We start from the raw sequence: 22,690 nt of genomic DNA, 5'->3' as shown, positions 1-22,690 counted from the left end.
TTAGCCCAAACAACCGGCAAGGCCTGTGGTTTGGGCTAAGATGGGAATATCGTCAGTTCTTGACCTCTCCCATCGCAGCTGAATGGGCCTCTATCGCAGACTCGTAAATATGAGGCGCAATACCTCTCTCTTTGAACGACTCGCCCAGTTTCATACGCATGAAGGTACTGGTAGTGTATCTTATGACCTGTTCGTAATACGTGTCCCCCATCTCTTTGGCCGCATCAAGAAAATCCTCGAAGAGTTCCGGGAGAAGATCGAATCCGTCATAATTGTGGACGGCCGTCACTTTTTTTCCTACTGGGTCGAGAATTGAAGCCACGAGTTTGCAAAAGGTCTGTATTTGTTCATGAGAGCGAATAGAATAATTTTCGAAATTTATAAACAGGATATTCTTCTCCCCATTGTAGGCCACCCTGTCTTCGAGCGGGACATAAAGGATGTCCCGTTTGAGGTCCATTGGGCCGGGTAAAAATATTCTCTCATCCATGATCTTTGGGGTGCCCTCGATGATGGGTTCGAAACCCATTTGGGCCACGATGTCCTTCTGCACATCCACACCGGGCGCGACTTCGAGCAGCCGAATCCCTTCGGGTGTGACGTCCATTACGCAGCGTTCCGTAATGAAAAGGACCGGCTGATTATTCGCGGCGGACAATTTGCCCGAGAATGTCACCTGTTCGACCTGCTCGATGAACTTTTTGCTTTTCCCTTCCCTGGTGATAAGGAGGGTACCGTTTTCAACCTTCACCGCCAATCCTCCGGCTGTAAAGGTCCCCATGAAAACAATCTTCCTGGCGGGCTGGCTGATATTGATAAATCCACCACAACCTGCGAGCACAGGTCCAAACTTACTGACGTTCAGGTTTCCATGTTGATCCGCCTGAGCCAACCCTAAGAAAGCAACATCCATCCCGCCACCATCATAGAAATCAAACTGGTATGGCATGTCGAGGATAGCATCGGCGTTTCTGGCAGCTCCAAAATCAAGCCCGCCGGCTGGGTCCCCGCCGATCACACCGGCTTCCGTTGTAAAGGTTATGAGATCGATCACTTTCTCTTCCGAAGCAATGTTGGCAATCCCTTCCGGCATGCCGACCCCCAGGTTCACCACGCAGTTGGGCAGCAGCTCGAATGCAGCTCGCCGTGCGATGACCTTTCTGGCGTTCAGGGGCAAATGACCGATTGCCTTCTGAGGAGCACGCAGCCTGCCGGAAAACGCATTGTCATATGCTGTGGCATAGGTTTGCATGTGGTTCAACGGGTCGGTGGCTATGGTGATACAATCTATGAGAGCACCCGGTATGCGGACATCCTTCTGGCCCAGCGAGCCTTCCTCAGCAATATCGGCCACCTGTGCGATTACGATGCCACCATTGTTTTTTGCAGCCATTGCCATTGAGAGCGTATCAAGCGTCAGCGCTTCGTCGTCGAGCGTGGTGTTCCCCGTAGATTCAGCCGTTGTCCCGCGGATGATCGCAACATCGATGCAAGGGGGCTTGAACGCCAGCACCTCTTCACCATCAATCATCATGAGCTCGACAATGTCCTCCGTGGTGATGTCGTTTATTTTTCCGCCTTCGAGGCGGGGATCAACAAACGTACCCAGCCCGATTTTTGTCAGTGTACGGGGCTTTTTTGCGCTGGCATCACGCAGCATTTGAGACAAAATACCTATCGGCAGGTTGTATGCTTCCACCTTGCTTTCCACTGCAAGCTGAGCAATCTTCGGCAGAAAGGCGTAATGACCTGCAATGACCCTTTTAATCAACCCATCGTGACAGAGCCGGTTGACACCGCGCTCTTTCCCATCACCGACGGTTGCCGGGATATACAGCGTCAAGTCTTTGGGGTGACCTGTCTCTACAAAGCGATCCGAAAGCGCGATGATAAGCTCTTCTGCAGCGCCAATACCACCGAAACCGCCGATGGCAACGACATCACCATCCCCGATAATCTCAACGGCTTCCTGCGCGGATACGACCTTGTTTTTACAGAACCTGTCGTTGGAACTGAATCCCTCGGGTACGAGGTTGTTGAGGTTGAACACTGGGATCTCCTTGTTTTCGATAGTAAAATTGAAAATTTTAGCCCGGATATTTCACGAGTCGGGTGCGCTCATGTGCAAGGCATCAGAGCTGCAGATGTAGTTTTTTACCTCAAGGCTCTGATAACGCAGCAGATGAGTGAACCCGGCTCGTCCGAATGGTGAGAAAATCAAACAGCAAACACTGATTTACATTTTGCATTTTCAAAAGAGCTAATATTTTTGTTTTAGCTTTCCGAAATCATATGTTTTTCATTCTGGCCGGTTGTTTTTCATGAAATATCCGGGTTAGGATGTTGTGCCGATGGAGGGGGGCTTTTACACGCGTTTTTTTTTGTAATGCCCTACATAAAAGTCACTGTAGGCAAAACCTGAGAATAGGGCGGTTGGTCACCATGCTTAAGGGCCCATGCAAAAAATAATTATACAATCGAATCGTTAAAACTATAAATATTTACTGCCCATTTTTCGATCCCTGGAACTCGATTTAGTTGCTTCTCCAAGACATCCTTAGCTTTCTTGAAACAAGAGCAACGAGGGATATCCCGGATATTTCACCAGTCGAGTGCACCCATATACAAGGCATCAGAGATGCACATATAGTGTTTTACCTCAAATTTCTGATGACACAGAAGATGGATGCATTCGGCTCGCCCGAAGGGTGAGAAAAACGGCCTGAAAACGCCGAATAACATTTTGTATTTTTCAAATGCCTAAATTTTTCGGATAACCACTTGTAATAATGTGAACCAAGGGACTGGCTCTTTATGGACAATGAACTGGGGAAAACCACGAAAACACGGTGGGCGCAATCATCATATGGGATGTTCACCCCTCCGTCAATCGCTTTAAAGAATACATCCCTTCAATTCCTTTGACACGCTGGGGGATCTTTTCCCGTGTTGCCTGAAAATGGCCCTTAAACATCTCATACCGGGTTTCGACAAATGCCCTGGACCCGATAATTCCAGAATCCGTGAAGTACCGGGACCTGTACCGCAGGCGCCTGGCGCGATTCATCTCAAAGCCTCGCACCGTCTCTTCATCAAGAACACGCTTGGATATCCTCGCTTTGCCCCTCTTCTCAATGGCCCCGGCATGGTAGAGATACTCCCTGTATACCCTGAGCTGCGTGGCGGCACCCTCCACGCCGAAATCCGGAGTCCCCAGGTCCGATGAAAGAAACCCGCTCTTGTTGCCCGTCTGGACATGATACCCGATGGAGCACCAGCGATAGTCCTCCGGGCGCTTAACGATGCCCGCCCTCACCGCATTCAGGTCAATATAAGCGAGGCAATGGATCAAGGTATTTCCCTCCTCGACAATCACGCTCTTGAAGCGCTCCCCCCACAAGGTTCCTTTGCGTTTTTTCCTCTTGTTATAAAAACAGGAGAACCGCTGCTTGATGTCCTTAACATATGCCGACAAGCTGCAAAACCGATCCCGATAGCCTTCAAGCCGCCCATCGGGAAATTCGGTTTCTTCCCCATAAAGCAAATGAAACCGTCGTTGCACCTCGTCATGGGACATGCTGTCTCCAGGGCTCATCACAACCAGCAGATGAAAGTGGTTGCCCATGATGGCAAACCCGATAACATCAACACAATAAACCTCTGAAAAGTGGCGAATTATGCGCACCAACTCATCTTTTTCGACCTTACCAAACGGCAGGCCGTCCAATGCTGTTCGGCTGATCACATGATATGCAGTTTTCTGCCCTGAATCTGTTACGACCATACGGGGAACTCGCGGCATAGCACCCTCCTTCCCAGTTTTTCAGACTCTGATGTAGATGGTCGTTATAAAGTGTACCAAAAATGGTCGTTTGAAAGTGTACCACTTAGGAGTGGTCTGGTAACAAATTTTTCCAGACACATGTTCGGTCGAAGGGTGCTAAAAAGAAGCTTTTGCCCGAGACCGACAGTGGAGTACACGGAATGAAAAAACGGTGACAATTTTGGACATCAATAGCCTTCACAAGCAAGGGTTCTCCAAGCGGAAAATTGCAGAAAAGCTCGGCATCCATCGTGATACAGTAACCAAATACCTTAACAATCCCCACCCCATTTCATCAAAGTCATCTTGCCCTCGGAAAAGTAAGCTAGATCCCTTCAATGCCCACATTGAGGCGTGGCTCGAAGAGGACAATGAATACAAGGCCACGTTGATATACGAAAAACTGACAAAGATCGGTTTTACAGGAAGTTATGAGATTGTCAAAAGAAGGGTCCATGAACACAAAAAGCGTCGTTTTCAAATCGCGTATATGCGGTTTGAGACTGAGCCCGGCCTCCAAGCCCAGGTCGATTATGGCGAATTTCATGTTGAGTTAGCAGACGGGACGATAAAGAAACGTTATCTTTTTACCATGATTTTGGGCTATTCAAGGGAACCCTATGTTGAGTTGACGTCCAACTGTACATTGCCCTCTTTTCTTGAAAACCATACTCGGGCATTTGCGTATTTTGGCGGGGTACCCGCTGAAATTGTTTATGATCGAATGAAAAACGTGTACATCGGCAAGTTTGCCGGAAAGACCAAGTTCAACAGCAGCCTTGAGGCGCTTGCTCTTCACTACAACTTCAAGCCAAAGGTCGCGCCAGCTTATGCGGCATGGGTCAAAGGGAAGGTTGAACGCCCCTATCACTACATCCGTGAAGGTTTTTGGAGAGGGTATACTTACACCTGCCTGGAGACAGCCAACCGTGACTTGAAAGCCTGGGTGAAAGAAAAGAGCCAAAGAGTTCATGGCACCACGCATGAGGTCGTTGCCGAACGATTCCTTCGTGAAAAGCCCTACTTGTCGCCCTTGCCCCTCCTAACCTTTGACGCGTCATACAGGGTCACCCGAACTGTCTACAAGGATTGTACAATCCGATTCGAAGGTAACAGCTATGTTGTCCCCCATACTCTTGTGGGGCAACTGCTGACCCTGCGAGTGAAAGATAAATCGATAAGAATATTTAACGACAACACCCTTGTTGTCTCCTACGAGATCCCGAAGGGCCGTGGGTGCTTGGTCCAAGACAAAAAATTCTATGAAGAATTAAAAAAGGACAGGGCCATGAATGCCCGAAAATACGCGCACTTGAGAAAGGCCAAGGGCAGGGCAAAACAGACAATCAGCCCAGCCAAACCCAAGTATGAAATGGATGTCGAGGTTCGGCCCCTCTCCGTATACGAGCAACTCGCAATGTCGGAGGCAGTGGCATGAATGATCGCGTCGTTATAGAACGGATTGAAGCCAATCTGGACAGGTTGAAACTACCTCGAATCCGGGAGGTTCTGGACGCGGTAACACAAGTCGCGATGGATGAGAAAAAGAGCCACTTGACCTACCTTGCTGAGTTGCTTGAAGAAGAGGTCGTCCAAAAAGAGCAACGGCGTGTCGATACGGCGTTAAAGATCTCAGGGCTGCCGTACCTCAAGAGCATTGATGAATTCGATTTTTCCTTCCAGCCACACCTGGACAAGCAGCTTGTAATGTCCCTATTTGATCTGACATTTATCCGAAAACACGGGAATATCATATTCCTTGGCCCTCCTGGTGTGGGGAAGACTCACTTGGCCGTATCCCTGGCTATAAAGGCCTGTCAGGCGGGTTTGAGCATCTACTTCACCAACATGGAAGACCTTATTGCCAAGCTTAAGCGGGATCATGAAGCGGGGAGACCAGGCAAAGGCCGAAGTTACCATAAGTCCGCGCTGGTCGTTGTTGATGAGGTCGGATACACCCCGATAGACCGTGAGGAGTGTAACCTTTTCTTCCGTTTTATCGCCAATAGATACGAGAAGGCATCAACCATTATTACCTCAAATAAGGCTGTTGGCGACTGGGCTGAACTCTTCCATGACCCAATTATAGTAACCGCCATACTAGACCGTTTATTGCACCACAGCGTCGTTGTAAACATCAAGGGACAGAGCTTCAGATTACGGAAAAAGTCTGGAAGGGAGGTGAGCTGACAAGTAAATCAATTAATGTCAAAGGTGGTACACTTTTGACGACCGAAAATGGTACACTTCCTCGCGACCGTTGACATCTGATACGGGTTTGGCTTGAAATGAAATGATTTTTGAAATTATTAAGGTATGATATCGGCTTAACCAACTATCTCACGGGGAGGCCTGAGGTGTCCAGCATAAAGAGCGAGACTGTCAAATAAACTGTGTATCTGGCGTTTAAATCAAAGAGGGACTCTCCCCTCAAATACAATCGAAAAATAGTTGAGAGCAGCAGCCCAGTCCCTGATGGGGCGCGACCACTTCTCAGAAGCCTTTAATATCGCCAGATACAAAACCTTTCGCACTGAATCCTCTGTTGGAAAAGCTGCCCGTTTCTTTGTAATTTTCTTCAATGATGCGTTCAAAGATTCGATAGCATTTGTCGTATAAATGACTTTACGTATCGGTTCTGGGTAACGGAAGAACGGCGCTATATTTTCCCATTTAGAACGCCATATTTGGCCGATAATTGGGAACCTTTCTCCCCACTCTTGCTCAAATTGATCCAAAGCTCTCAAACCAGCTTCTTCTGTGGGTGCAGTGTAGATTTCCTTTAAACTCTTTACGACGTTCTTTCGCTCTTTCCAACCAACGTATCTCAAAGAATTACGCACCATATGAACGATACAGAGCTGGACTTCCGTCTGAGGAAAGACGTTCCCAATGGCTTCAGGAAAGCCCTTTAAGCCGTCAACACAAGCGACCAAAATATCTTTTACCCCTCGGCTTTGAAGCTCAGTGAGGATGCCAAGCCAAAATTTTGCACCCTCAGCCTCTCCAATCCAGAGGCCAAGAAGCTCTTTGTTACCTTCAAGGTTTACACCCAATGCCAGATAAACAGCTCGATTTTCAACATGGCTGCCTTTACGAATTTTTAGATATATTGCATCCAGGTAAACGATGGGGTAGACCGTATCCAACGGACGAGACTGCCACTGGCGAACATCATCTATGACGCTGTCGGTCACATTGCTGATCAGTGTCGGGGATACTTCAACACTATAGAGATCTTTGAGATGGCCCTGGATCTCTCTCACTGTCATTCCGCGAGCATATAGTGCAATGACCTTGTCATCAAACCCTGGAAGCCTTTTTTGGCGCTTTCTGACTAACTGAGGTTCGAAATCACCATCTCGATCCCTGGGAACCTCAATATCAAGTGAACCTCGATTCGTTACAATTGTCTTTTTTGTATTGCCATTACGGACGTTTGTCGAGCGACTCTTTTGGCGTTCATTCTTCTGGTAGCCGAGATGATCGGTCAGCTCGCCTTCCAAGGCGCGTTCCACAAGGCGTTTGGTTAAATCCTCAAGAAGTCCATCTTTATTAAATAGTTCTTTAGGGTCTTCATCTTTGAGCAGCTCATCTAAAAGTGCATCTATACGACTCTGCTTTTTGGCCATGGTGACATTCTCCTTTCAGGAGGTTAATACCACAGCCAGATACACAGATAAATTTACACTCTCTAAAGAGCCTGTCCCCTATATCCTATATCCCCTGCCGCGCAGCGGCAGCGGTCCCACAACAGCGAATTGTTACCTTTGAAGACCATTGTAATTATTTAAAATAGTCTCACACTGCCGACGCTAACTATATAATACTTTTTCTATTGTTTTTTTCTGTTGTGTCAGCTTTATAAAGATTTCCATCACATTTAGGACAAATATGAATAACGACATATTCTGCATCATATTTTTCACCACATTCTTGGCATGAATAATATGTGTATTTTCTTTTTCTAAAGCTAAAAACTATTAGCAGAATACCTACTATCCAAAAAATATAACTCGAGCCTTTAGAGACAGGAAATTTGTGTAAAAAGTGCCAACCCTTAGTGTATACATCAAAACCAAATAAAACCATGCTGATACCACAGACAAGGGAGCCATAGTCAATTTTCATTTAATGATCACCTAAGGATTCGATTTTTTAATTTTGCCAAATATTACACTTAAATTTTTATGTGGATTAGCTGACTAAGAACTATATCCTTTGTAAATTAACTTCCGATTAAATAAATACATCGTCAGCGCAAATAGCCTTACCATTAAACAGGAAGGTAACGCATAAATAACCGGCGTCACGAAGATGCGGAGCGAGGAACGAGCGGAGCAGCTTTGTGACGTCCGAGTTTATTTTATTGTTAGCCACACTAAATATCATTATCAGTTTCCAAAATTGTATCTAAAGCATAGCTATGAATTGACATTGACTCTTGTTGTACACCAAACTGTTTTTCTATCATAAAATCAACTATTCCTGGGCCGTCTACGAGAATTACAGGAACTGCACCAGGTTTAATTGATACATTTTTAGCGCCTTTAGAAAATTCTGCAGTTGTAAAAAATATTCCTTGTTCATACTCTCCTTGAATAGCACCTCTAAAACGATCAATTTCTGGACGCCCAACGTTTGATTTTGTCCATCTTTTACATTGAAATGCTACTCCCATAAAAGCTAAACCGACCTTAAGTTTTCCGTAACCATCAATACCACCGTCATTTGAGATAGACGTAACTTCAACATCTTCAAAACCATATACTTCAAGTAGTTTTTTAGAAAAATGCTCGAAGGACTCAGGCGATAAGCTTTTTAGGTCTTTTATTATGCGCTCTTTTAGCAATTCACGATATTTAGATTGTAAATCTTGAATATCCTTTAAGGTAACAGCTAAAGCCGATTGTTTTTTTACCAAAACCTCTGATTGTTTTGAATCTGTACTTTTTCTGCGGCCAGGAGGACCTGTGCGAACTGGCTCTGCCAGTGGTGAAAATTTTCCATCAGATTCGAGGTTAAAATATTTTTTTGTTTCCGCAGTTGGGAAATCAAGCCCTATACAATGCCTACGTATTTGGCCTGTAACTACCCCCTGAGGATATTGTGCTTTGAAGTCATAAAGGTTTTTTTCAATAATCATTTGATAAGCTTCTTTTGGAGACAACGGTTTTTCTGCATCTCTCATAACTTTGAGTATTGCCTTAATGATTGTCATATTGAAATAAACCTCTAGTGGCTAACGCTGAAAATCAGGGGCGCGGCTTTTTGCGTCCCCTGCATTTTTTTGTTAGCTGATTTTTTGTTTCCATTCTCCGACATCTGCATCAAAAACACCCCAAGTTATTCAACCCGCGAGTAGGTCTTACCTTCGAGGACACGTTTTACCTGAGCAACGTTTCTCGCACCAATTCGGGCAAAAATTTCTTCAGCCGAGTATTTTTTGGCAAGTTTACGTATCGCTCGCACTTGATCAGCAGACAATCTGCCATCTCGACCGCAAATTTGGGCAACAGCCCAGTCGTTGTCTCGCCATTTTTCTGCTACCCAAGGTGCAGGAAGGCCTTTCCTCGGATGATCTTTGAGCCAACCACATACGATTGGGTCCCGTTCATCAGGCATTGGGACGACGGAACGCTGAATCAGGCCATTCTCGCGTAGGTAACGCAAACCGGATTTCCCACCCGGTATCATGTTAAGACGACGTTGATCTTCCCAATGACCTTCAACCAGAAACTCTTCTGTAGCATACAGTTCCTCAAGGTCGTCAGTGATACCCATTACCTTGTGGTTAACATAGGTAACTCGTCCTTGCTCTTTTTCTTCACGAAATTTCCGATGGAACAGCAAAGGACTTCTATTTTTAATTGCTCGTTTATGTTCAGACCACCGCTTTTGCCAGCTACGGGTTGTTACACCAACATAAAAGAAACCATCATTTGGATACGAGCCACCATGCCCAAAAATATGTTGATAAAGGACATACGCCTTCTTTGGATAATGCTTCGGTGACAATAAAAAATGTGCCGGTATTGAAAAGAGCAGGCTCGGCTGTTTTATGCGGCTTTCATCTATAGTCGTTTGAACTCGCTTCGCTGCTTGAATAAACAACGGATCGGTTACAAAGTCGACTGAGATAATCGGCTGAATCGCGCGCTCTTCCTCTTCGAGGTTTTTTCCTGACAAATACTCATTCGCTGCTCCGACCGTGCGATGGCCAACTTTTAGTTTTCGAAAAGGTGCAATAAAGCCAGGAGCCTTACCGAGAAACGTCAATTGGACGACAGGAATTACTTGACCCGGCTTGAGTCTAAAGACACCGTTCGGATGCTTCGCTACTTTGAACCATTCCTCACCATAACTCGATGATCGTATGAAGTTGTTGAGCAGAATTTCGAGTTCACGACGTCGAGAAATCATTGGTTTCGGAGCTAAATGCTCCCACCATGATTTGTTTATTCTCACGTCATTCCGCATCTCTGGCAAACCCTCCTTGTAACAGCTAACGCCGCGCTTCACCCGGCGGGCGCGTAGCACGACAGAATTTGAAATGTGAAAACCTTCGGACAGTGAAGCCAACCTAAAAGCCGCACTTGCACCCGATCGGTGTGCAAGCGATTGTTCAAGAAAGCCGCTACGCGGCAAATCATTCCTCAGCCGGCATAGCAAAAATCAATACCCCTACATACCAGCATATTTAAAACGAAAGAAAAACATCGTAGCCTTCCTGTAACTCAACCAATTCTAACCAAAGGAGACTACGATGCACGACTATTATGAAAAATCAATGCGCGCTTTGCAACTGGCAGGTTTGGGAAAAAGCACCCAAAAGGCATACACACGCGCTGTTCGTAAGCTTGTCGATTATTGTGGCAAGACGCCTGACAAAATCACGGAAGAAGAAATTGAAGCCTACTTTCTTCATCGTCGAAACGTTGACGGGTGGTCGGCCTCCACCATGGGTATCGCCCATTACGGAATCAAGTTCTTCTTCACCAATGTGTTAAAGCAAGACTTCCATCTCTTTTCTTACCTGAAGGCCAGGCGGGAAAAAAACCTGCCGTGTATCCTCAGCCGTGAGGAGGTCTTCCGCATATTGAATCATGTGACAACCCCACACAATTTGGCGTTTTATCATACGGTCTATGCATGCGGCCTCAGGTTATCTGAAGGCCTCAATCTCCGAGTTTCAGATATCGACAGCGCCCGAATGATGCTTCACGTCCATCGCGGCAAGGGGGCCAAGGATCGTTATGTGCCTTTGCCGGAACACACACTGGGTATCCTGAGGCAATACTGGTGCAATCACCGCAACCCCACCCTGATTTTCCCTGCTCGGGGACGTGGGAACACAGAAGCCCCCACCACCGATAAGGTCATGTCCATTGAAGGCGTGCAGGGCGCCTTCCGAAAGGCCCGATATGCAGCGGGCATCAAGAAACGCAGGGTATCCATCCATACATTGCGCCATTGTTATGCCACCCACCTGCTTGAGGCTGGAGTCAACCCGAGGGTCGTGCAACGTTACATGGGGCATAGCAATCTCGAAACCACCATGGCTTACTTCCATCTCACACAGAAAGGGATTGAAGATTCGTACCGGATCATCAATCACGTGATGAGGGGGGACAGCCATGAACAAGATATCTGAAATCTTCCGGGAGTTCGCCCCCGAGTATCTGGATCGGTTTGGGGCATCCGTGCCGAAGACCCATCGCAAAACCATCGGCGCCATCCTCTCTTGCCGAACGCAGGCCCATGGGCTGCTCTACTATGAGTGCGAAGCGTGCGGTAAAATCCATGCTTTCTATCGTTCCTGCGGGAATCGCCATTGCCCGGCGTGCCAAAATCATAAGGCCCGCCAGTGGATGGCTCGTCAGATCAAGCGGCAGCTCCCGGGCCATCACTTCATGGTGACCTTTACGGTGCCGGAGGAGCTGCGGAATGTGATCCGCTCCAACCAGAAGGCTTGCTATGGCATGATGTTCGCGGCCTCCTCCCAAGCCATGTCAGAACTCGTGGGCAGGGGACGATGGATGACGGGTAAGACACCGGGATTTTTTGGCGTGCTGCATACCTGGGGACGCCAACTTCAATATCATCCCCATATCCACTACCTGGTCCCTGGAGGCGCTGTCTCAGGCGATGGAAAGGCTTGGCACCCCACAAGCGAAGGCTTTTTGCTCCCCTACAAGGCGCTGTCCGCCCTGTTCCGCAAAAAGTTTAGGGGGCTGATGGAAAAGGCTGGCCTGCTTCACAACGTGTGCCCCGACATCTGGTTTGATGGCTTTAATGTAGACGTCAAACCCGCTGGAGGTGGCCAGGAGTGTATCAAATACCTGACGCCCTATATCTTTAAAGTCGCCATCAGCCAGAGCCGCATCGAAAAGGTCGAAGGGCGCGAGGTGACCATCACTTACAAAAAGAAAGGTTCCCGACGCCCCAGGCGACTGACACTTGAAGTGATGGAGTTCATGAGGCGCTACCTCCAGCATGTGCTCCCCACAGGGTTTATGAAAGTGCGGTATTACGGCTTTATTAGTCCGGCGTCGGTCCTCGACCTCAAAGAGGTGCGCAAGCAGGTCATGGATGCCTTGCAGGGTGGGGATATCGTTCCACCACCCCAGGTCCCTGCAAAGCCATCGCTATGCAAATCCTGCGGAGGCGTGCTCAAATACGTCTGTGGTCTTTATGCTCTGGTTCTTCCACCCGACGATGACGGGTGATGGGGTATTGCCGACAAGCTGAATGTCAAAGAGCTGACTCCATGCCAAGGATCAGAGCCCTTGGGGTGCGCCTTGAGGCATGAACACGCCAAAACAGGGAGCACGCCGAGCCACAAAACACGAGACAAATCAGTGAAACCGATGCGACGAGTCACCACATCACGTCAATGAAGCAGCCCATCTCGCAACTCAGAGGTGGGCTCCCGCCTGTTTGCTGAAAAGCAATACCCTATAAGACCATCGAGTACCGAAAACCGGGCTTCTTGAACAAAGGATTGATGTGACCTTCGGTCACGAGCAATCCTTAATGTTGGGCTCATGCCCCCACTTTAGAAATGCCAACAGGTAGTTCTTCAAAAGCACAATAAAATGGGATGTTTTTTGCCCCAGAGATAAAAGCAATAGCAAGCCGATGAAAACCATCCAGCTTAATAAGTTTACCATTCTCAGCTGGTTTTAAAACTGCCGGAGATAACATCTGGCCATTTAACCAATGTCCAATTACCCTAAGGAATTTATTTCGATTACCGTTGTCCCAAAAATGCTCAAAAGTATAATGGCGCCTAAGAAATATGAGCTCATACAATCTGTTGGATGGACAAATATACAATGAGCATGACTCAAGGTAATCTTGGTTGTGCTGATTGAAATTCATGGCGTCTCGCCCTGTATCCCAAACAGGTTCTATTGTAACTATTCAGCTGTAGGTTCGCCGACAGGGGTTAATCAGCTTCAAAAAAGGAGGGTAATTCACCCTGAAGCAACAGGCGCAATGCGTCGCTTGCATGCACGTTGTTTTTCTTGCATGTAGAAAGGTAGCTGCGTATTCGGCAGAAGATCTTGGCCCCTTCCATAGATCGGAAGCACCCAGAAATTTTCTGATGGACTTTCGTCATCCGGATGTCGTTTTCACCCTGATTATTAGTGAAAGGAACCAGCGGGTCGTCCATGAAACGAAGGGTTTCGTTCTCGAAGTCTTCCATCCGTTCGAGAAGGTTTCTCGCTTTTGATCGTTTCATCCGCCCGCGTTGTCCCTTCTTCCTTTTCGTTTCATCCGGGGCGGGCATTCGAGATTTCCTTTTTCCAGGATGCTCAGGTAGCGCTTTCGAAAGCCCCCGGCAATATCCGATGGAAGCTTGCCGCTGTGTTCGTTCACAACCTTGTTGATCTCAAGGAGCAAGAACTTCATGTCTTTGGCCCACTGCTGACTGTCCTGCTCCCAAGCCCGCTCCAGCTCTCTTAAGTGATGAGCGTTGCACAATGCGTGCAGGCAGTCGTAATTGAAGTAGGGTTTCCAGTGATCGTGGCACAACACGCCTTTGAAGCTTGGGATAATTCCCATTTCATCGATAGCCTCTCTGCCACGCTTTTCGTGCGGGTAAAAGTAAGTGAAAAGATCGTTCGACAGACAGTGCAGCCAAAATCGACTACCGTTCATGTTGATGCCGGTTTCATCTGCGTGGCAGACGGACGAGCCGGACAATCTGGCTTTGACGATTTCTTCAAACGCCTCAAGCGCGTTAAACGCTTCTTTGTTGAAGTTGAAAATCGACCCTGCGCTGATTGGGATACCGGCCTGATCCCGAAAGTGCTCGCAGATTCTTTCGTAGGGGACCAGCTGATGCTGGGAAAGATAGATCGCGTGAGCCTTGAGACCCGTGCCATATTGGACGCGTCGATCTACTCCTTTCGGGAAAGGAGCAACATATCGATTGCCGAAGGCATCCTCAAGAATCTCGGATCGATACTCAGTAACGTATTGAGCAACCTTCAAATCAATGACCTGCCGGGTCTCGTAACCTACGTGGCGATAGTCACCCGGTGGCAGTTCGGTCATATTGAGTTTCAACGGCAATACGAGATCTGCCTTGTCTACGGGCTCAAGAGTTTTTCCCTCGTGGCCATTTTGGCCCCCGGGCTTTTTCCTTCGGTGTTTTGCTTTTTCTCCTTCTTCCTGTTGGGATCGGTAGAAGGCGGTTTGCTGCTGTTTTTGCTATTGAGATTTAGACGGTTCGCCAAAAGGGTGATGATTGTAAGCAGCAATTCGATCACAGCTGCAACTGCGGGCGAGAGGTCCTCGTCCTGCTGAATCAGTTTCCTTGCGTTGTCTGTCGCCGCTTGAATATCAATGCTTTCGATCTTCACCCTGTCTCCTCATCTTTTTTTGACGAGGATAGTATACCACAGGTTTTGAAAACGGAATTTTGGCTCCTGAGCTTTCGAATTTCAGGCTTTAAAAATTTGAGGGTGCCGGGTCGTATAGCCCTTCATATAAGATGAATTATGGTCCTCATAGCCAGGCCTGAGCACCGGAATAACGGAGTAAGAGATCCGCAGGTCAAAATGAAAAATTTGATCAAAAATCCTGTCAAGAAAAAAATGCAGTTCAATACATTTTATGTGTGAGCTGAATAGTTACGTTCTATTCTTTGAAAAGCGGATAAATCAGCACCAACAAACTTTGAGTTGAGATCTATTTCATTCAATCCTTCCCAAAAAAGTGAAGGATCATATTTGAAAATATCTTCGACCATTCTTAAATGCTATTAAAATACATAATTTGAGATTGTTGCCCAACGTTGAACTATGCGGCCGCCGCGCCACCGTTTGCACCAACCAGCGGGCAGCTGTAGGCGGTCCGTATAAGTGACTTGTTAGCTGAAATGTTGTGAAAAATAATCTATCAGCTCACTGCCTTGAGTATCTTTTCGAAATTGTTTTTGTTCTTCAAAGTCTAAGCTCGGTAACAAATGAATTAATTGGTTGTCTTTATATAATTCAGCTATAGATGAGTTGTATTCATTCACTTTTTTTCCGGTTATTGCCTTTGCCGAATCCATAACACCACCTATCAAAATATCAGCAAGTTGAACGCCTGAAGAGGCTTTTGAATCGACTTGGGTAAAGCTATTAAGTTTTAGGGGAAATTTTAATGTTGTAAGCTGTGTTTCTTTAAAAGCAATTTCTTCAGTATGATTTATTAACTTATTTAAAACTTTGTCATATTGTTCAAGATTTTTTGATTTGTCATGGATTATAGTATATTCATCATCAATTAATGCCTCTAATCTACTGATTAATGAAAGCAAAACAACTAAAGCACCGTCTGTTGATGATCCTTTATGTTTTATTTCGTTTATGCATGATGTATTTTCCAGCGCTAAAGGCCCAAACGCCTCTGGCAGTTCCCGCCAAGGTGTTATTTTAATTTTTTCTATGAGTGAAGATATAGATAATATTGTTTTCGATTTCATGGCGTATTGAAATAAAAACAATATTTCAGTAAAATTGTTGTCTCTAAGCAACACATCTCCAGTATAATACAATAACGAGGCTAATGAATAATTAGTTCCGTCCTCATAAAAGTTAATTTTTCTTTCATAATAGAATGGTTCTACGGCATAATCAATAAAATGAAGAATTAACAAAAACTTTTTGTCGCATACATAGCTAACTGAGATGTAATTTGATAATATTTCTTCCTGAAGTTGAAGTAGCCTTTTCCAATTTGATTTTCTTTTTGCTAAATCACGGTATTTAAGTTCTTTGGATTTGACATGGGAAAAGTATTTTTGGATAAGAAGATTAGCTTCTTCCTCTGAAATATATATAGCTGATGCGCCTTGGAATGGTTGATCTCGATTAGTAAGTCGATACCAGTGTATCCACTCTCGTCAATATACACAGATCTCATTGTTGATATCCTAATAGCTAACAATTATTAGTGGACAATTTTGTCCAACAACACCCTCCCAGAGGGAAATACGGACATTATTGTCTAATATTCCATCAATCCCTGGGAATATGGGACCATCATGTCCCGTATTCCATTTATTGGGAACCGATCTGTCCCATAATACCTTCTCACAGGGAAAAACCGACAGCCTTGTCCCATAATCCGCATCATGTCAGAATACAGGACAATTGTGTCGTATATTCCTATATTTCATGCATTTTCAGACAGTCGCACATGAGCAATTATCGTTTTCTACCATTAACAATGTTACCTTTGGGGTTATGCTACTATATTCAAACATTCAGCTGAATGCTCAACCCAAAGACGGCTGACTGCTTTTCATCAAACTGATAAATTCTTACTCTTTGGATTGAACAATTGCAAGGAGGTATTTTTCAGTCCGCTCTCCAACCCTGGCGGTTTGACTAAGTGCGTGACAAAGAGCGCCTGAAACACAACGCCTGTCTGGTGGAAGAGCCTCACCCGGCTAGTTTCTGAAAAACGACAGCCTCAGATATATAGGATGTAATTCTTTGATTTTTCGAGATCTTCTCACCTTTCGGGCCAGTTGATTGCGCCCACCATATGCGTTATCAGCGCGTTGAGGTAAACCACGACATCTGCAGCTCTGATGCCTTGAATAGGGGTGCACTCGATCCATGAAATATCCGGGCTTGTTCAACCTGGATCACGCGTTGCATGAGCCGGTACCTCGCGGCACACGTGCGAGAGATAAGAAAATTCCCGGTACATAGGTTACATCACCGACCTCGGAGATTCGGCGGTGCGCAAGCGCACCCTACCTTTGCCCCCGTCGCATCCGGTCATGCGAACCCCATAGAGTGTGCTTTCGCACTATTTAACAGGCTCATTATGCGGCGTGAAGGGACGCCAAACGCAGGAAACGCCATGACCGATTCGAAACATCAAAGGGTTACGGTAACCTCTCCCCCATAGCCCTATCCCCCGAATATGATCCTGTTATTTTCATTTGACGGGGGCCGTTGAGGGTGGTAGCCTTAACCTGTCTGACAAGTCGACAAGTATACAAGTTCATCCATCAACAGAAAATGGGAGTCCCCATGAAACGAGCCAGGTTGTCAGAGCAAATCGTAAACGAAATCCAGAGGATGATCCGGGATGAAGGGTTCTCCGACGGAGATCGTTTCTATTCCGAAAACGTGCTGACAAAAAAGCTGGATGTGAGCCGGGCCTCGGTGCGCGAGGCCATTCGCATCCTTGAAATATCGGGCAAGGTAACGGTCCGCCAGGGCAAAGGGATCTTTGTGTGCGACCCCATCAGCAAAGGGGTCAACACCTTTGCAGCCTGGCTGCAATCCAACGAGGCGGACCTGCGGGACCATTTTGAGATGCGCCGGATTTTAGAACCCAAAGCCGCGTCCCTTGCTGCGGAAAAGGCCGATGAAAAAGACCTCGAAGCCATGGAGGGCACCCTGGACGCCTTTTCCCGACAGGTGGCCTCGGAAACACGGGAGGGGATCATTGAGGAGGACAGGATCTTTCACCTGGCCCTGGCCAAATCCACCCGGAACCGCCCCCTGTATATCCTGATGAAGACCATGGCCGAGAGCCTGAGCGAAGGGTGGATCTCCAGTTTGAATATTCCGGGGCGGGCCGAGCGCACCGTTGCCGAGCACAAGGCGATCTTTGATGCCATCAAGGCAAGGGACCCAAAACGCGCCGAAAAGGTGATGATGGCCCACCTGGAGAACGCAGAAAAAGAGATTCTGGATTACATGCAGCGCCAGGGGTAACACCCGGGCCGCAAAAGGAATACCGATGGGCGTAGTCATTACAACTCTTGTAGAAAATGGGCAGGGAGAACACCTGGGGCTGACATGTGAGCACGGTCTTTCATTTCTTATCGAAAAAGAGGGGCAGAGCTTCCTCTTTGATACGGGCAAATCCGATGCATTCCTGAACAACGCCAAACAACTTAACCTGGACCCCTTCCGCGCCCAGACCATCATTTTAAGTCACGGGCATTACGACCACAGCGGCGGCGTCCCCCATTTCCTGAAGAGCCCCTTTCGGCGCAAGGAGGTGGAGCTGGTGGTGCACCCCCATTTTTTCCGGGCAAAATACAGCACGGACGGGGCGCGCACCGAATTTTTGGGCAACGGGTTTACACGGGCCGAGGTGGAAGCGTCCAAGGGCAGCATCCGGTTCGCAGCCCCGGGCGTGGATGAGATCTCCCCGGGTGTCTATGTCATCTCCGATTTCGACAAAACCCATCCCGAAGAACAGGCCAACCCCCGCTTTGTGTTCGAGGAAGCAGGGCAGCTCGTCTCCGATACCTTTGCCGATGAGCTCATGGTGGCCGTGGAAACCGACAAGGGCCTTGTGTTGATACTGGGCTGTGCCCATCCGGGGATCATGAACATGATCGACACGGTGAAAGCTCGCCTTCACAAAACGATTTATGCGGTGGTCGGTGGAACGCACCTCGTTGAGGCCGACGACCGACGCATGACTTCGACCGTTTCCTATCTCAAGGGACTGGAATGCGCCGCCATCGGCGTGTCCCACTGCACCGGCCCCAAGGCCATGGCAGCCCTTGAGAAGGCGGACGGTCGGTTTTTTCACAACAGGACGGGGAGTTCCCTGAGGATCGGGTAACGCCCCGGGTGATGAGGGAGGTTGAAGTATGGCAAGCGGTTTGTTTCTGTTCGGTATTATTTTTGTCGCCATCGTGGGCATGATCGTGCTTATCTCAAAATTCAAGTGGCACCCGTTTATCGTGCTCATTCTGGCAGCGTATTTTGTGGGGCTCCTGGCGGGCCTTCCCGTGGACAAGACCATCGGGATCATTAAAAAAGGATTTGGAGGGATCTTAGGCAACATCGGCATCGTGATCATCGCCGGTACCATCATCGGCACCATTTTAGAGAAAACCGGCGCGGCCCTCACCATGGCCAACGCCATCCTGGCCCTGGTGGGAAAAAAGAGAGCGCCCCTCACCATGAGCCTCACCGGGTATGTCACCAGCATCCCGGTCTTCTGCGACTCCGGCTTTGTGGTCCTCTCCCCCATCAGCCGGGCCCTTGCGGAAAAATCGGGCATCTCCCTTGCGGTGATGGCAACGGCGCTTAGTTCTGGCCTCTACGCCACCCACTGCCTGGTGCCCCCCACCCCCGGCCCCATCATCATGGCCGGGACCCTTTCGGCGGACCTCGGCCTGGTGATCCTCATGGGATTTCTCGTCTCCATTCCCGTGATGCTGGCCGGTTACATCTACGCCATGAAAGTGGCGGTGAAATACCAGATCGCGGCAAGTCCCGAGGTCTCCCTTGAAGACCTCCTGGACAAATACGGCAAACTTCCCGGGGCGGTGCACAGCTTTTCTCCCATTGTCCTGCCCATCGTGCTCATTGCCTTGAAGTCCATTGCCGACTTTCCCGCAGCCCCCTTTGGCTCCGGCGTGGTGAAGACCTTCTTCGACTTCCTGGGCAACCCGGTCACCGCCCTTCTGTTGGGGGTCTTTCTGGCCACCACCCTGATCCCCAAAGAAGAAAAGGGCGCCTCCTTTGCCTGGATCTCCGAAGGGATCCACCACTCGGCCTCCATCCTGGCCATCACCGGCGCGGGCGGGGCGCTGGGACTCGTGCTCCGCGAGCTGCCCCTGGCAGACGTGCTGAGCAACTCCCTGCTCCAGATGCACCTGGGACTTTTAATCCCCTTTATCATCGCCATGCTCCTCAAGACCGCCATGGGTGCATCCACGGTCTCCATGATCCTGACCTCGGCCATGGTGGCCCCCCTCATGGTGCAGATGGGCATGACCTCGGAGCTGGCCAAGGTGCTGGTGGTGCTGGCCATCGGAGCCGGATCCATGACCGTCTCCCACGCCAACGACAGCTACTTCTGGGTGGTCTCCCAGTTCTCGGACATGGACACCTCCACGGCCTACAAGTGCCAGACAGGGGTCACCCTGATCCAGGGCATCGTGGCCATGACCGTGATCCAGGCCCTGGCCATGGTCATGTTGTAGCCTCCGGCGACGAGGGTGGCGAAGCCACGATAGCGAAAACACCTCGAAAGCTCATTGCCCTTGCGCTTTTTCCTTCGTTCATCTGAAAAAAGCGCAAGGGCCTTTGGGTTAACCGTGATGACACCGGCGGATCGATTTTTTACATGGTTCGCCTGAATGGACTTTAAAACCTGTTTATCAAACTTTCTTGTCGCGCCGCAGCCCTTGGGCGAAGGCGGATCAAAAGTTTGGCCCCCGGCAGGGCCGCCGGAGGCTAAAGATAAGGATAAGGCATGACATTCATTCGTCTGTTTTTCTACAAACGATTTGCCCTCAACGCCTTTGTGCTGCAAGACTATGAAAAGGCCCTGACATACTTCGGTAAGATTGCAGCCCTTTGCCCGGATACCCCGGGAGCCTATTACAACATGGGGCTGTGCCTTATGGGGCTCAAACGGTTTGAGGAGGCCGAGGCTGCCTTTAAAGAGGATGTGCGAAAAAACGGCATGAGCCATGAGCGCTGCAGGGCCTTAGGGGACCTGAGTTACCTCTGGGGAAAAAAGGAAAGCGCCACCAAATGGTATGAAAGATGCCGGGCTCTCTCCGACGACCACCCGGATGCGCCCTGGCTGGATCGCCGCCTGGCCCTGCTCGCTTCCGTCAACGACATGGCACCCTTGCAGGAGTCTCAGCGCCTCCTTGAGGAGGGCATCGCCTGCATGGCAAAAAAGAAAAGCGCCGTGGCCGAGAGTGCCTTTGAAAAGGCTGTAGCCAAGGATCCCACCAACATCCAGGCCCTCAACAACCTGGGGGTGCTTCGCATGGAGGTAAACCGGGACCCCGAAGGGGCGGCTGCCTGTTTTCGCAAGATTACGGCCCTGTCCGGCGCCCCCCTGTATGCTGAAAATCTCAAAAAAGCCCTGAAATCCGAGTCCTGAAAACTATGGAGGCCGCACACCCATGAACCAGACCATCCAAGACGCACAAACCATCTTCCAGGCCGCCCTCTCCGATGTGGACCCCGAAGGGCTCATCCACCAGAAACTCTCCCTTGAAGGAAGCGTCCTCACCGTGCAGGCAGATGGCGAGCCCCTCACCTTCGACCTGGACCAATACCACCGTATTCTGGTGGTGGGGGTGGGCAAAGCGTCGGCCCGCATGGCCCTGGGCGTGGAGCAGGTTCTGGGAACACGCATCACCGACGGGCTGGTGGCCGTCAAATACGGCCACACCGAACCCACCTCCCGGGTGCGCCTGCTTGAGGCCGGACATCCGGTGCCCGATGCAAAAAGCGTGGAGGCAGCCCGATCCATCGTCTCCCTCTGCCGCGATGCCGACGAAAAGACGCTGGTCATCAACCTCATCTCCGGCGGGGGGTCTGCCCTTATGTGCTGCCCCTATTCGGACAGCGGGATCTCTCTGGAAGACAAACAGCAGGTCACCCAGGCGCTGCTGGCCTGCGGGGCCGAGATCCAGGAGATCAACTGCATCCGCAAGCACCTCTCCGGGGTCAAGGGGGGCCGCCTGGCCCAGGCCCTTTACCCGGCGGACTCGTTGAACCTGATCCTCTCGGACGTGGTGGGGGACCACCTGGACGCCATCGCCTCGGGCCTCACCGCCCCGGACCCGTCCAGCTTTTCCCAGGCCGTTGCCATTGTGGACAAATACACCATCCACGACGCCCTGCCCCCAAAGGTCCTCGACTTCCTGACCAGAGGGAGCAAGGGAGAAATCCCCGAAACACCGGGGGCCTCGGACCCCGCCTTTGCGAAGACCCGAAATATGCTCATCGGCTCCAACTTCCAGGCGCTGAAAGCAGCCCGCAGCAAGGCCCGGGACCTGGGGTACAACGCCATCATTCTCTCCTCCCAGATGACCGGAGAGGCCCGTGAAGCGGCCAAATTCTACCTGGGCATTGCCTCGGAACAACACAGGAACCGAACCCTGGCTCCAACTCCCGCCTGCATCATCGCCGGGGGAGAGACCACGGTGACCATGAAAGGAGACGGCACAGGCGGCCGCAACCAGGAGATGGCCCTGGCCTTTCTCAACGAGCTCAAGGCCCGACCCGAGCTCCACGACCACGTGGTCTTCCTCTCCGGTGCCACGGACGGCAACGACGGTCCCACGGATGCTGCAGGGGGCATCGCCTCGGCCCATGGCCTGGAAGCTGCCCGGAAAGCCGGGGTCAACCTCCAGCGGTACCTGGACACCAACGACAGCTACAACGCCCTTGAAAAAAGCGGAGCCCTTCTCAAAACCGGGCCCACCAACACCAATGTCTGCGATGTGCAGGTGCTGATCGTGACATAGAACGTTAAAAAACCAAAAACATGCCTCCGGCGGCAAGGTGAGCCACCTTGAAAGCAAATTGCGAATGTGCTTTCCCCATAGCTTGTCGCGCCGTAGCC

18 protein-coding genes and 1 pseudogene are annotated in these 22,690 nt (G+C 49.3%); 10 read left to right on the top strand and 9 right to left on the bottom strand.

Features of this window, described 5'->3' with window-relative positions:
• Positions 1–52: 52 nt before the first annotated feature.
• Together ACOYW0_RS20135 and ACOYW0_RS20130 are read right to left on the bottom strand one after the other, a co-directional pair.
• A complete protein-coding gene (locus ACOYW0_RS20135) occupies positions 53–2,050 on the bottom strand; it encodes an acyl CoA:acetate/3-ketoacid CoA transferase (protein ID WP_482415566.1) in 1,998 nt (665 codons plus the stop codon).
• An 825-nt stretch (positions 2,051–2,875) separates the two neighbouring features.
• Positions 2,876–3,352, bottom strand: coding sequence for a hypothetical protein (locus ACOYW0_RS20130; RefSeq protein ID WP_482415565.1), 477 nt, complete (start codon positions 3,350–3,352; stop codon positions 2,876–2,878).
• Here ACOYW0_RS20130 and ACOYW0_RS20125 point away from each other — a divergent pair.
• From ACOYW0_RS20125 to istB, 3 genes are all read left to right on the top strand, one after another.
• Positions 3,344–3,664: a hypothetical protein gene (locus ACOYW0_RS20125; protein ID WP_482415564.1), complete on the top strand. Its 321-nt coding sequence runs from the start codon at positions 3,344–3,346 to the stop codon at positions 3,662–3,664. The genes ACOYW0_RS20130 and ACOYW0_RS20125 overlap by 9 nt on opposite strands.
• A 340-nt stretch (positions 3,665–4,004) precedes the next feature.
• Positions 4,005–5,261 carry an IS21 family transposase gene (gene istA / locus ACOYW0_RS20120; RefSeq protein ID WP_482415563.1) on the top strand — a complete coding sequence of 419 codons (1,257 nt, stop codon included), beginning with the start codon at positions 4,005–4,007 and terminating at the stop codon, positions 5,259–5,261.
• Positions 5,258–6,013 (top strand): IS21-like element helper ATPase IstB, encoded by a 756-nt coding sequence (istB, locus tag ACOYW0_RS20115; protein WP_482415562.1) that lies wholly within the window; start codon positions 5,258–5,260, stop codon positions 6,011–6,013. The genes istA and istB overlap by 4 nt, the downstream gene beginning before the upstream one ends.
• A gap of 221 nt (positions 6,014–6,234) precedes the next feature.
• Here the strand turns inward: istB and ACOYW0_RS20110 are convergent, their stop codons facing one another.
• The 4 genes from ACOYW0_RS20110 to ACOYW0_RS20095 all read right to left on the bottom strand — a co-directional run bounded on the left by ACOYW0_RS20110 (position 6,235) and on the right by ACOYW0_RS20095 (position 10,471).
• Positions 6,235–7,455 (bottom strand): IS256 family transposase, encoded by a 1,221-nt coding sequence (locus ACOYW0_RS20110; protein ID WP_482415228.1) that lies wholly within the window; start codon positions 7,453–7,455, stop codon positions 6,235–6,237.
• Positions 7,456–7,642: 187 nt separating this feature from the next.
• The gene (locus ACOYW0_RS20105) at positions 7,643–7,954 is read right to left on the bottom strand and encodes a hypothetical protein (protein WP_482415561.1); all 312 of its coding nucleotides are present in this window, start codon (positions 7,952–7,954) and stop codon (positions 7,643–7,645) included.
• A 250-nt stretch (positions 7,955–8,204) separates the two neighbouring features.
• Positions 8,205–9,044: a restriction endonuclease gene (locus ACOYW0_RS20100; protein WP_482415560.1), complete on the bottom strand. Its 840-nt coding sequence runs from the start codon at positions 9,042–9,044 to the stop codon at positions 8,205–8,207.
• 125 nt (positions 9,045–9,169) lie between these two features.
• A complete protein-coding gene (locus ACOYW0_RS20095; protein WP_482415559.1) occupies positions 9,170–10,471 on the bottom strand; it encodes a hypothetical protein in 1,302 nt (433 codons plus the stop codon).
• A 118-nt stretch (positions 10,472–10,589) separates the two neighbouring features.
• On the opposite strand from ACOYW0_RS20095, the gene ACOYW0_RS20090 reads away from it, so the two are divergent.
• Positions 10,590–11,477, top strand: a complete 888-nt coding sequence (locus tag ACOYW0_RS20090) for a site-specific integrase (RefSeq protein ID WP_482415558.1) — start codon at positions 10,590–10,592, stop codon at positions 11,475–11,477.
• Positions 11,461–12,552 carry an IS91 family transposase gene (locus ACOYW0_RS20085; RefSeq protein WP_482414370.1) on the top strand — a complete coding sequence of 364 codons (1,092 nt, stop codon included), beginning with the start codon at positions 11,461–11,463 and terminating at the stop codon, positions 12,550–12,552. Before ACOYW0_RS20090 ends, ACOYW0_RS20085 begins: the two co-directional genes overlap by 17 nt.
• Positions 12,553–12,868: 316 nt before the next feature.
• Here ACOYW0_RS20085 and ACOYW0_RS20080 read toward each other — a convergent pair whose 3' ends face one another.
• The 3 genes and pseudogenes from ACOYW0_RS20080 to ACOYW0_RS20070 all read right to left on the bottom strand — a co-directional run bounded on the left by ACOYW0_RS20080 (position 12,869) and on the right by ACOYW0_RS20070 (position 16,130).
• Entirely contained in the window at positions 12,869–13,207 is a 339-nt protein-coding gene (locus ACOYW0_RS20080; protein WP_482415557.1) for a hypothetical protein, read from the bottom strand.
• Between the two features lie 67 nt (positions 13,208–13,274).
• A pseudogene (gene tnpC, locus ACOYW0_RS20075) lies at positions 13,275–14,697 on the bottom strand (IS66 family transposase).
• Positions 14,698–15,206: 509 nt separating this feature from the next.
• A complete protein-coding gene (locus tag ACOYW0_RS20070) occupies positions 15,207–16,130 on the bottom strand; it encodes a DUF3800 domain-containing protein (protein ID WP_482418849.1) in 924 nt (307 codons plus the stop codon).
• Positions 16,131–17,370: 1,240 nt separating this feature from the next.
• Between ACOYW0_RS20070 and ACOYW0_RS20065 the strand changes: the two genes are divergently transcribed.
• The 5 genes from ACOYW0_RS20065 to ACOYW0_RS20045 all read left to right on the top strand — a co-directional run bounded on the left by ACOYW0_RS20065 (position 17,371) and on the right by ACOYW0_RS20045 (position 22,592).
• Positions 17,371–18,063 carry a FadR/GntR family transcriptional regulator gene (locus ACOYW0_RS20065; RefSeq protein WP_482415556.1) on the top strand — a complete coding sequence of 231 codons (693 nt, stop codon included), beginning with the start codon at positions 17,371–17,373 and terminating at the stop codon, positions 18,061–18,063.
• Between the two features lie 25 nt (positions 18,064–18,088).
• Positions 18,089–18,928, top strand: a complete 840-nt coding sequence (locus ACOYW0_RS20060; protein ID WP_482415555.1) for an MBL fold metallo-hydrolase — start codon at positions 18,089–18,091, stop codon at positions 18,926–18,928.
• Positions 18,929–18,956: 28 nt separating this feature from the next.
• On the top strand, positions 18,957–20,300 hold the full coding sequence (locus tag ACOYW0_RS20055) for a GntP family permease (RefSeq protein ID WP_482415554.1): 1,344 nt from the start codon (positions 18,957–18,959) through the stop codon (positions 20,298–20,300).
• A gap of 272 nt (positions 20,301–20,572) precedes the next feature.
• On the top strand, positions 20,573–21,217 hold the full coding sequence (locus ACOYW0_RS20050; protein ID WP_482415553.1) for a tetratricopeptide repeat protein: 645 nt from the start codon (positions 20,573–20,575) through the stop codon (positions 21,215–21,217).
• Positions 21,218–21,239: 22 nt separating this feature from the next.
• On the top strand, positions 21,240–22,592 hold the full coding sequence (locus tag ACOYW0_RS20045; protein ID WP_482415552.1) for a glycerate kinase type-2 family protein: 1,353 nt from the start codon (positions 21,240–21,242) through the stop codon (positions 22,590–22,592).
• Positions 22,593–22,690 lie beyond the last annotated feature (98 nt).

This window comes from Desulfoluna sp. HI9BLuna (assembly GCF_056829775.1).
Note: the sequence above shows the minus strand (reverse complement) of the source record. Positions and strands in the feature narration are given on the sequence as shown.

Bases quoted from the DNA above. Each gene is read 5' to 3' on its own strand.
- ACOYW0_RS20125 (WP_482415564.1), top strand. From the start codon at position 3,344: ATGGATCAAGGTATTTCCCTCCTCGACAATCACGCTCTTGAAGCGCTC.
- istB (WP_482415562.1), top strand. From the start codon at position 5,258: ATGAATGATCGCGTCGTTATAGAACGGATTGAAGCCAATCTGGACAGG.
- ACOYW0_RS20110 (WP_482415228.1), bottom strand. From the start codon at position 7,455: ATGGCCAAAAAGCAGAGTCGTATAGATGCACTTTTAGATGAGCTGCTC.
- ACOYW0_RS20105 (WP_482415561.1), bottom strand. From the start codon at position 7,954: ATGAAAATTGACTATGGCTCCCTTGTCTGTGGTATCAGCATGGTTTTA.
- ACOYW0_RS20100 (WP_482415560.1), bottom strand. From the start codon at position 9,044: ATGACAATCATTAAGGCAATACTCAAAGTTATGAGAGATGCAGAAAAA.
- ACOYW0_RS20090 (WP_482415558.1), top strand. From the start codon at position 10,590: ATGCACGACTATTATGAAAAATCAATGCGCGCTTTGCAACTGGCAGGT.
- ACOYW0_RS20085 (WP_482414370.1), top strand. From the start codon at position 11,461: ATGAACAAGATATCTGAAATCTTCCGGGAGTTCGCCCCCGAGTATCTG.
- ACOYW0_RS20080 (WP_482415557.1), bottom strand. From the start codon at position 13,207: ATGAATTTCAATCAGCACAACCAAGATTACCTTGAGTCATGCTCATTG.
- ACOYW0_RS20065 (WP_482415556.1), top strand. From the start codon at position 17,371: ATGAAACGAGCCAGGTTGTCAGAGCAAATCGTAAACGAAATCCAGAGG.
- ACOYW0_RS20060 (WP_482415555.1), top strand. From the start codon at position 18,089: ATGGGCGTAGTCATTACAACTCTTGTAGAAAATGGGCAGGGAGAACAC.
- ACOYW0_RS20055 (WP_482415554.1), top strand. From the start codon at position 18,957: ATGGCAAGCGGTTTGTTTCTGTTCGGTATTATTTTTGTCGCCATCGTG.
- ACOYW0_RS20050 (WP_482415553.1), top strand. From the start codon at position 20,573: ATGACATTCATTCGTCTGTTTTTCTACAAACGATTTGCCCTCAACGCC.
- ACOYW0_RS20045 (WP_482415552.1), top strand. From the start codon at position 21,240: ATGAACCAGACCATCCAAGACGCACAAACCATCTTCCAGGCCGCCCTC.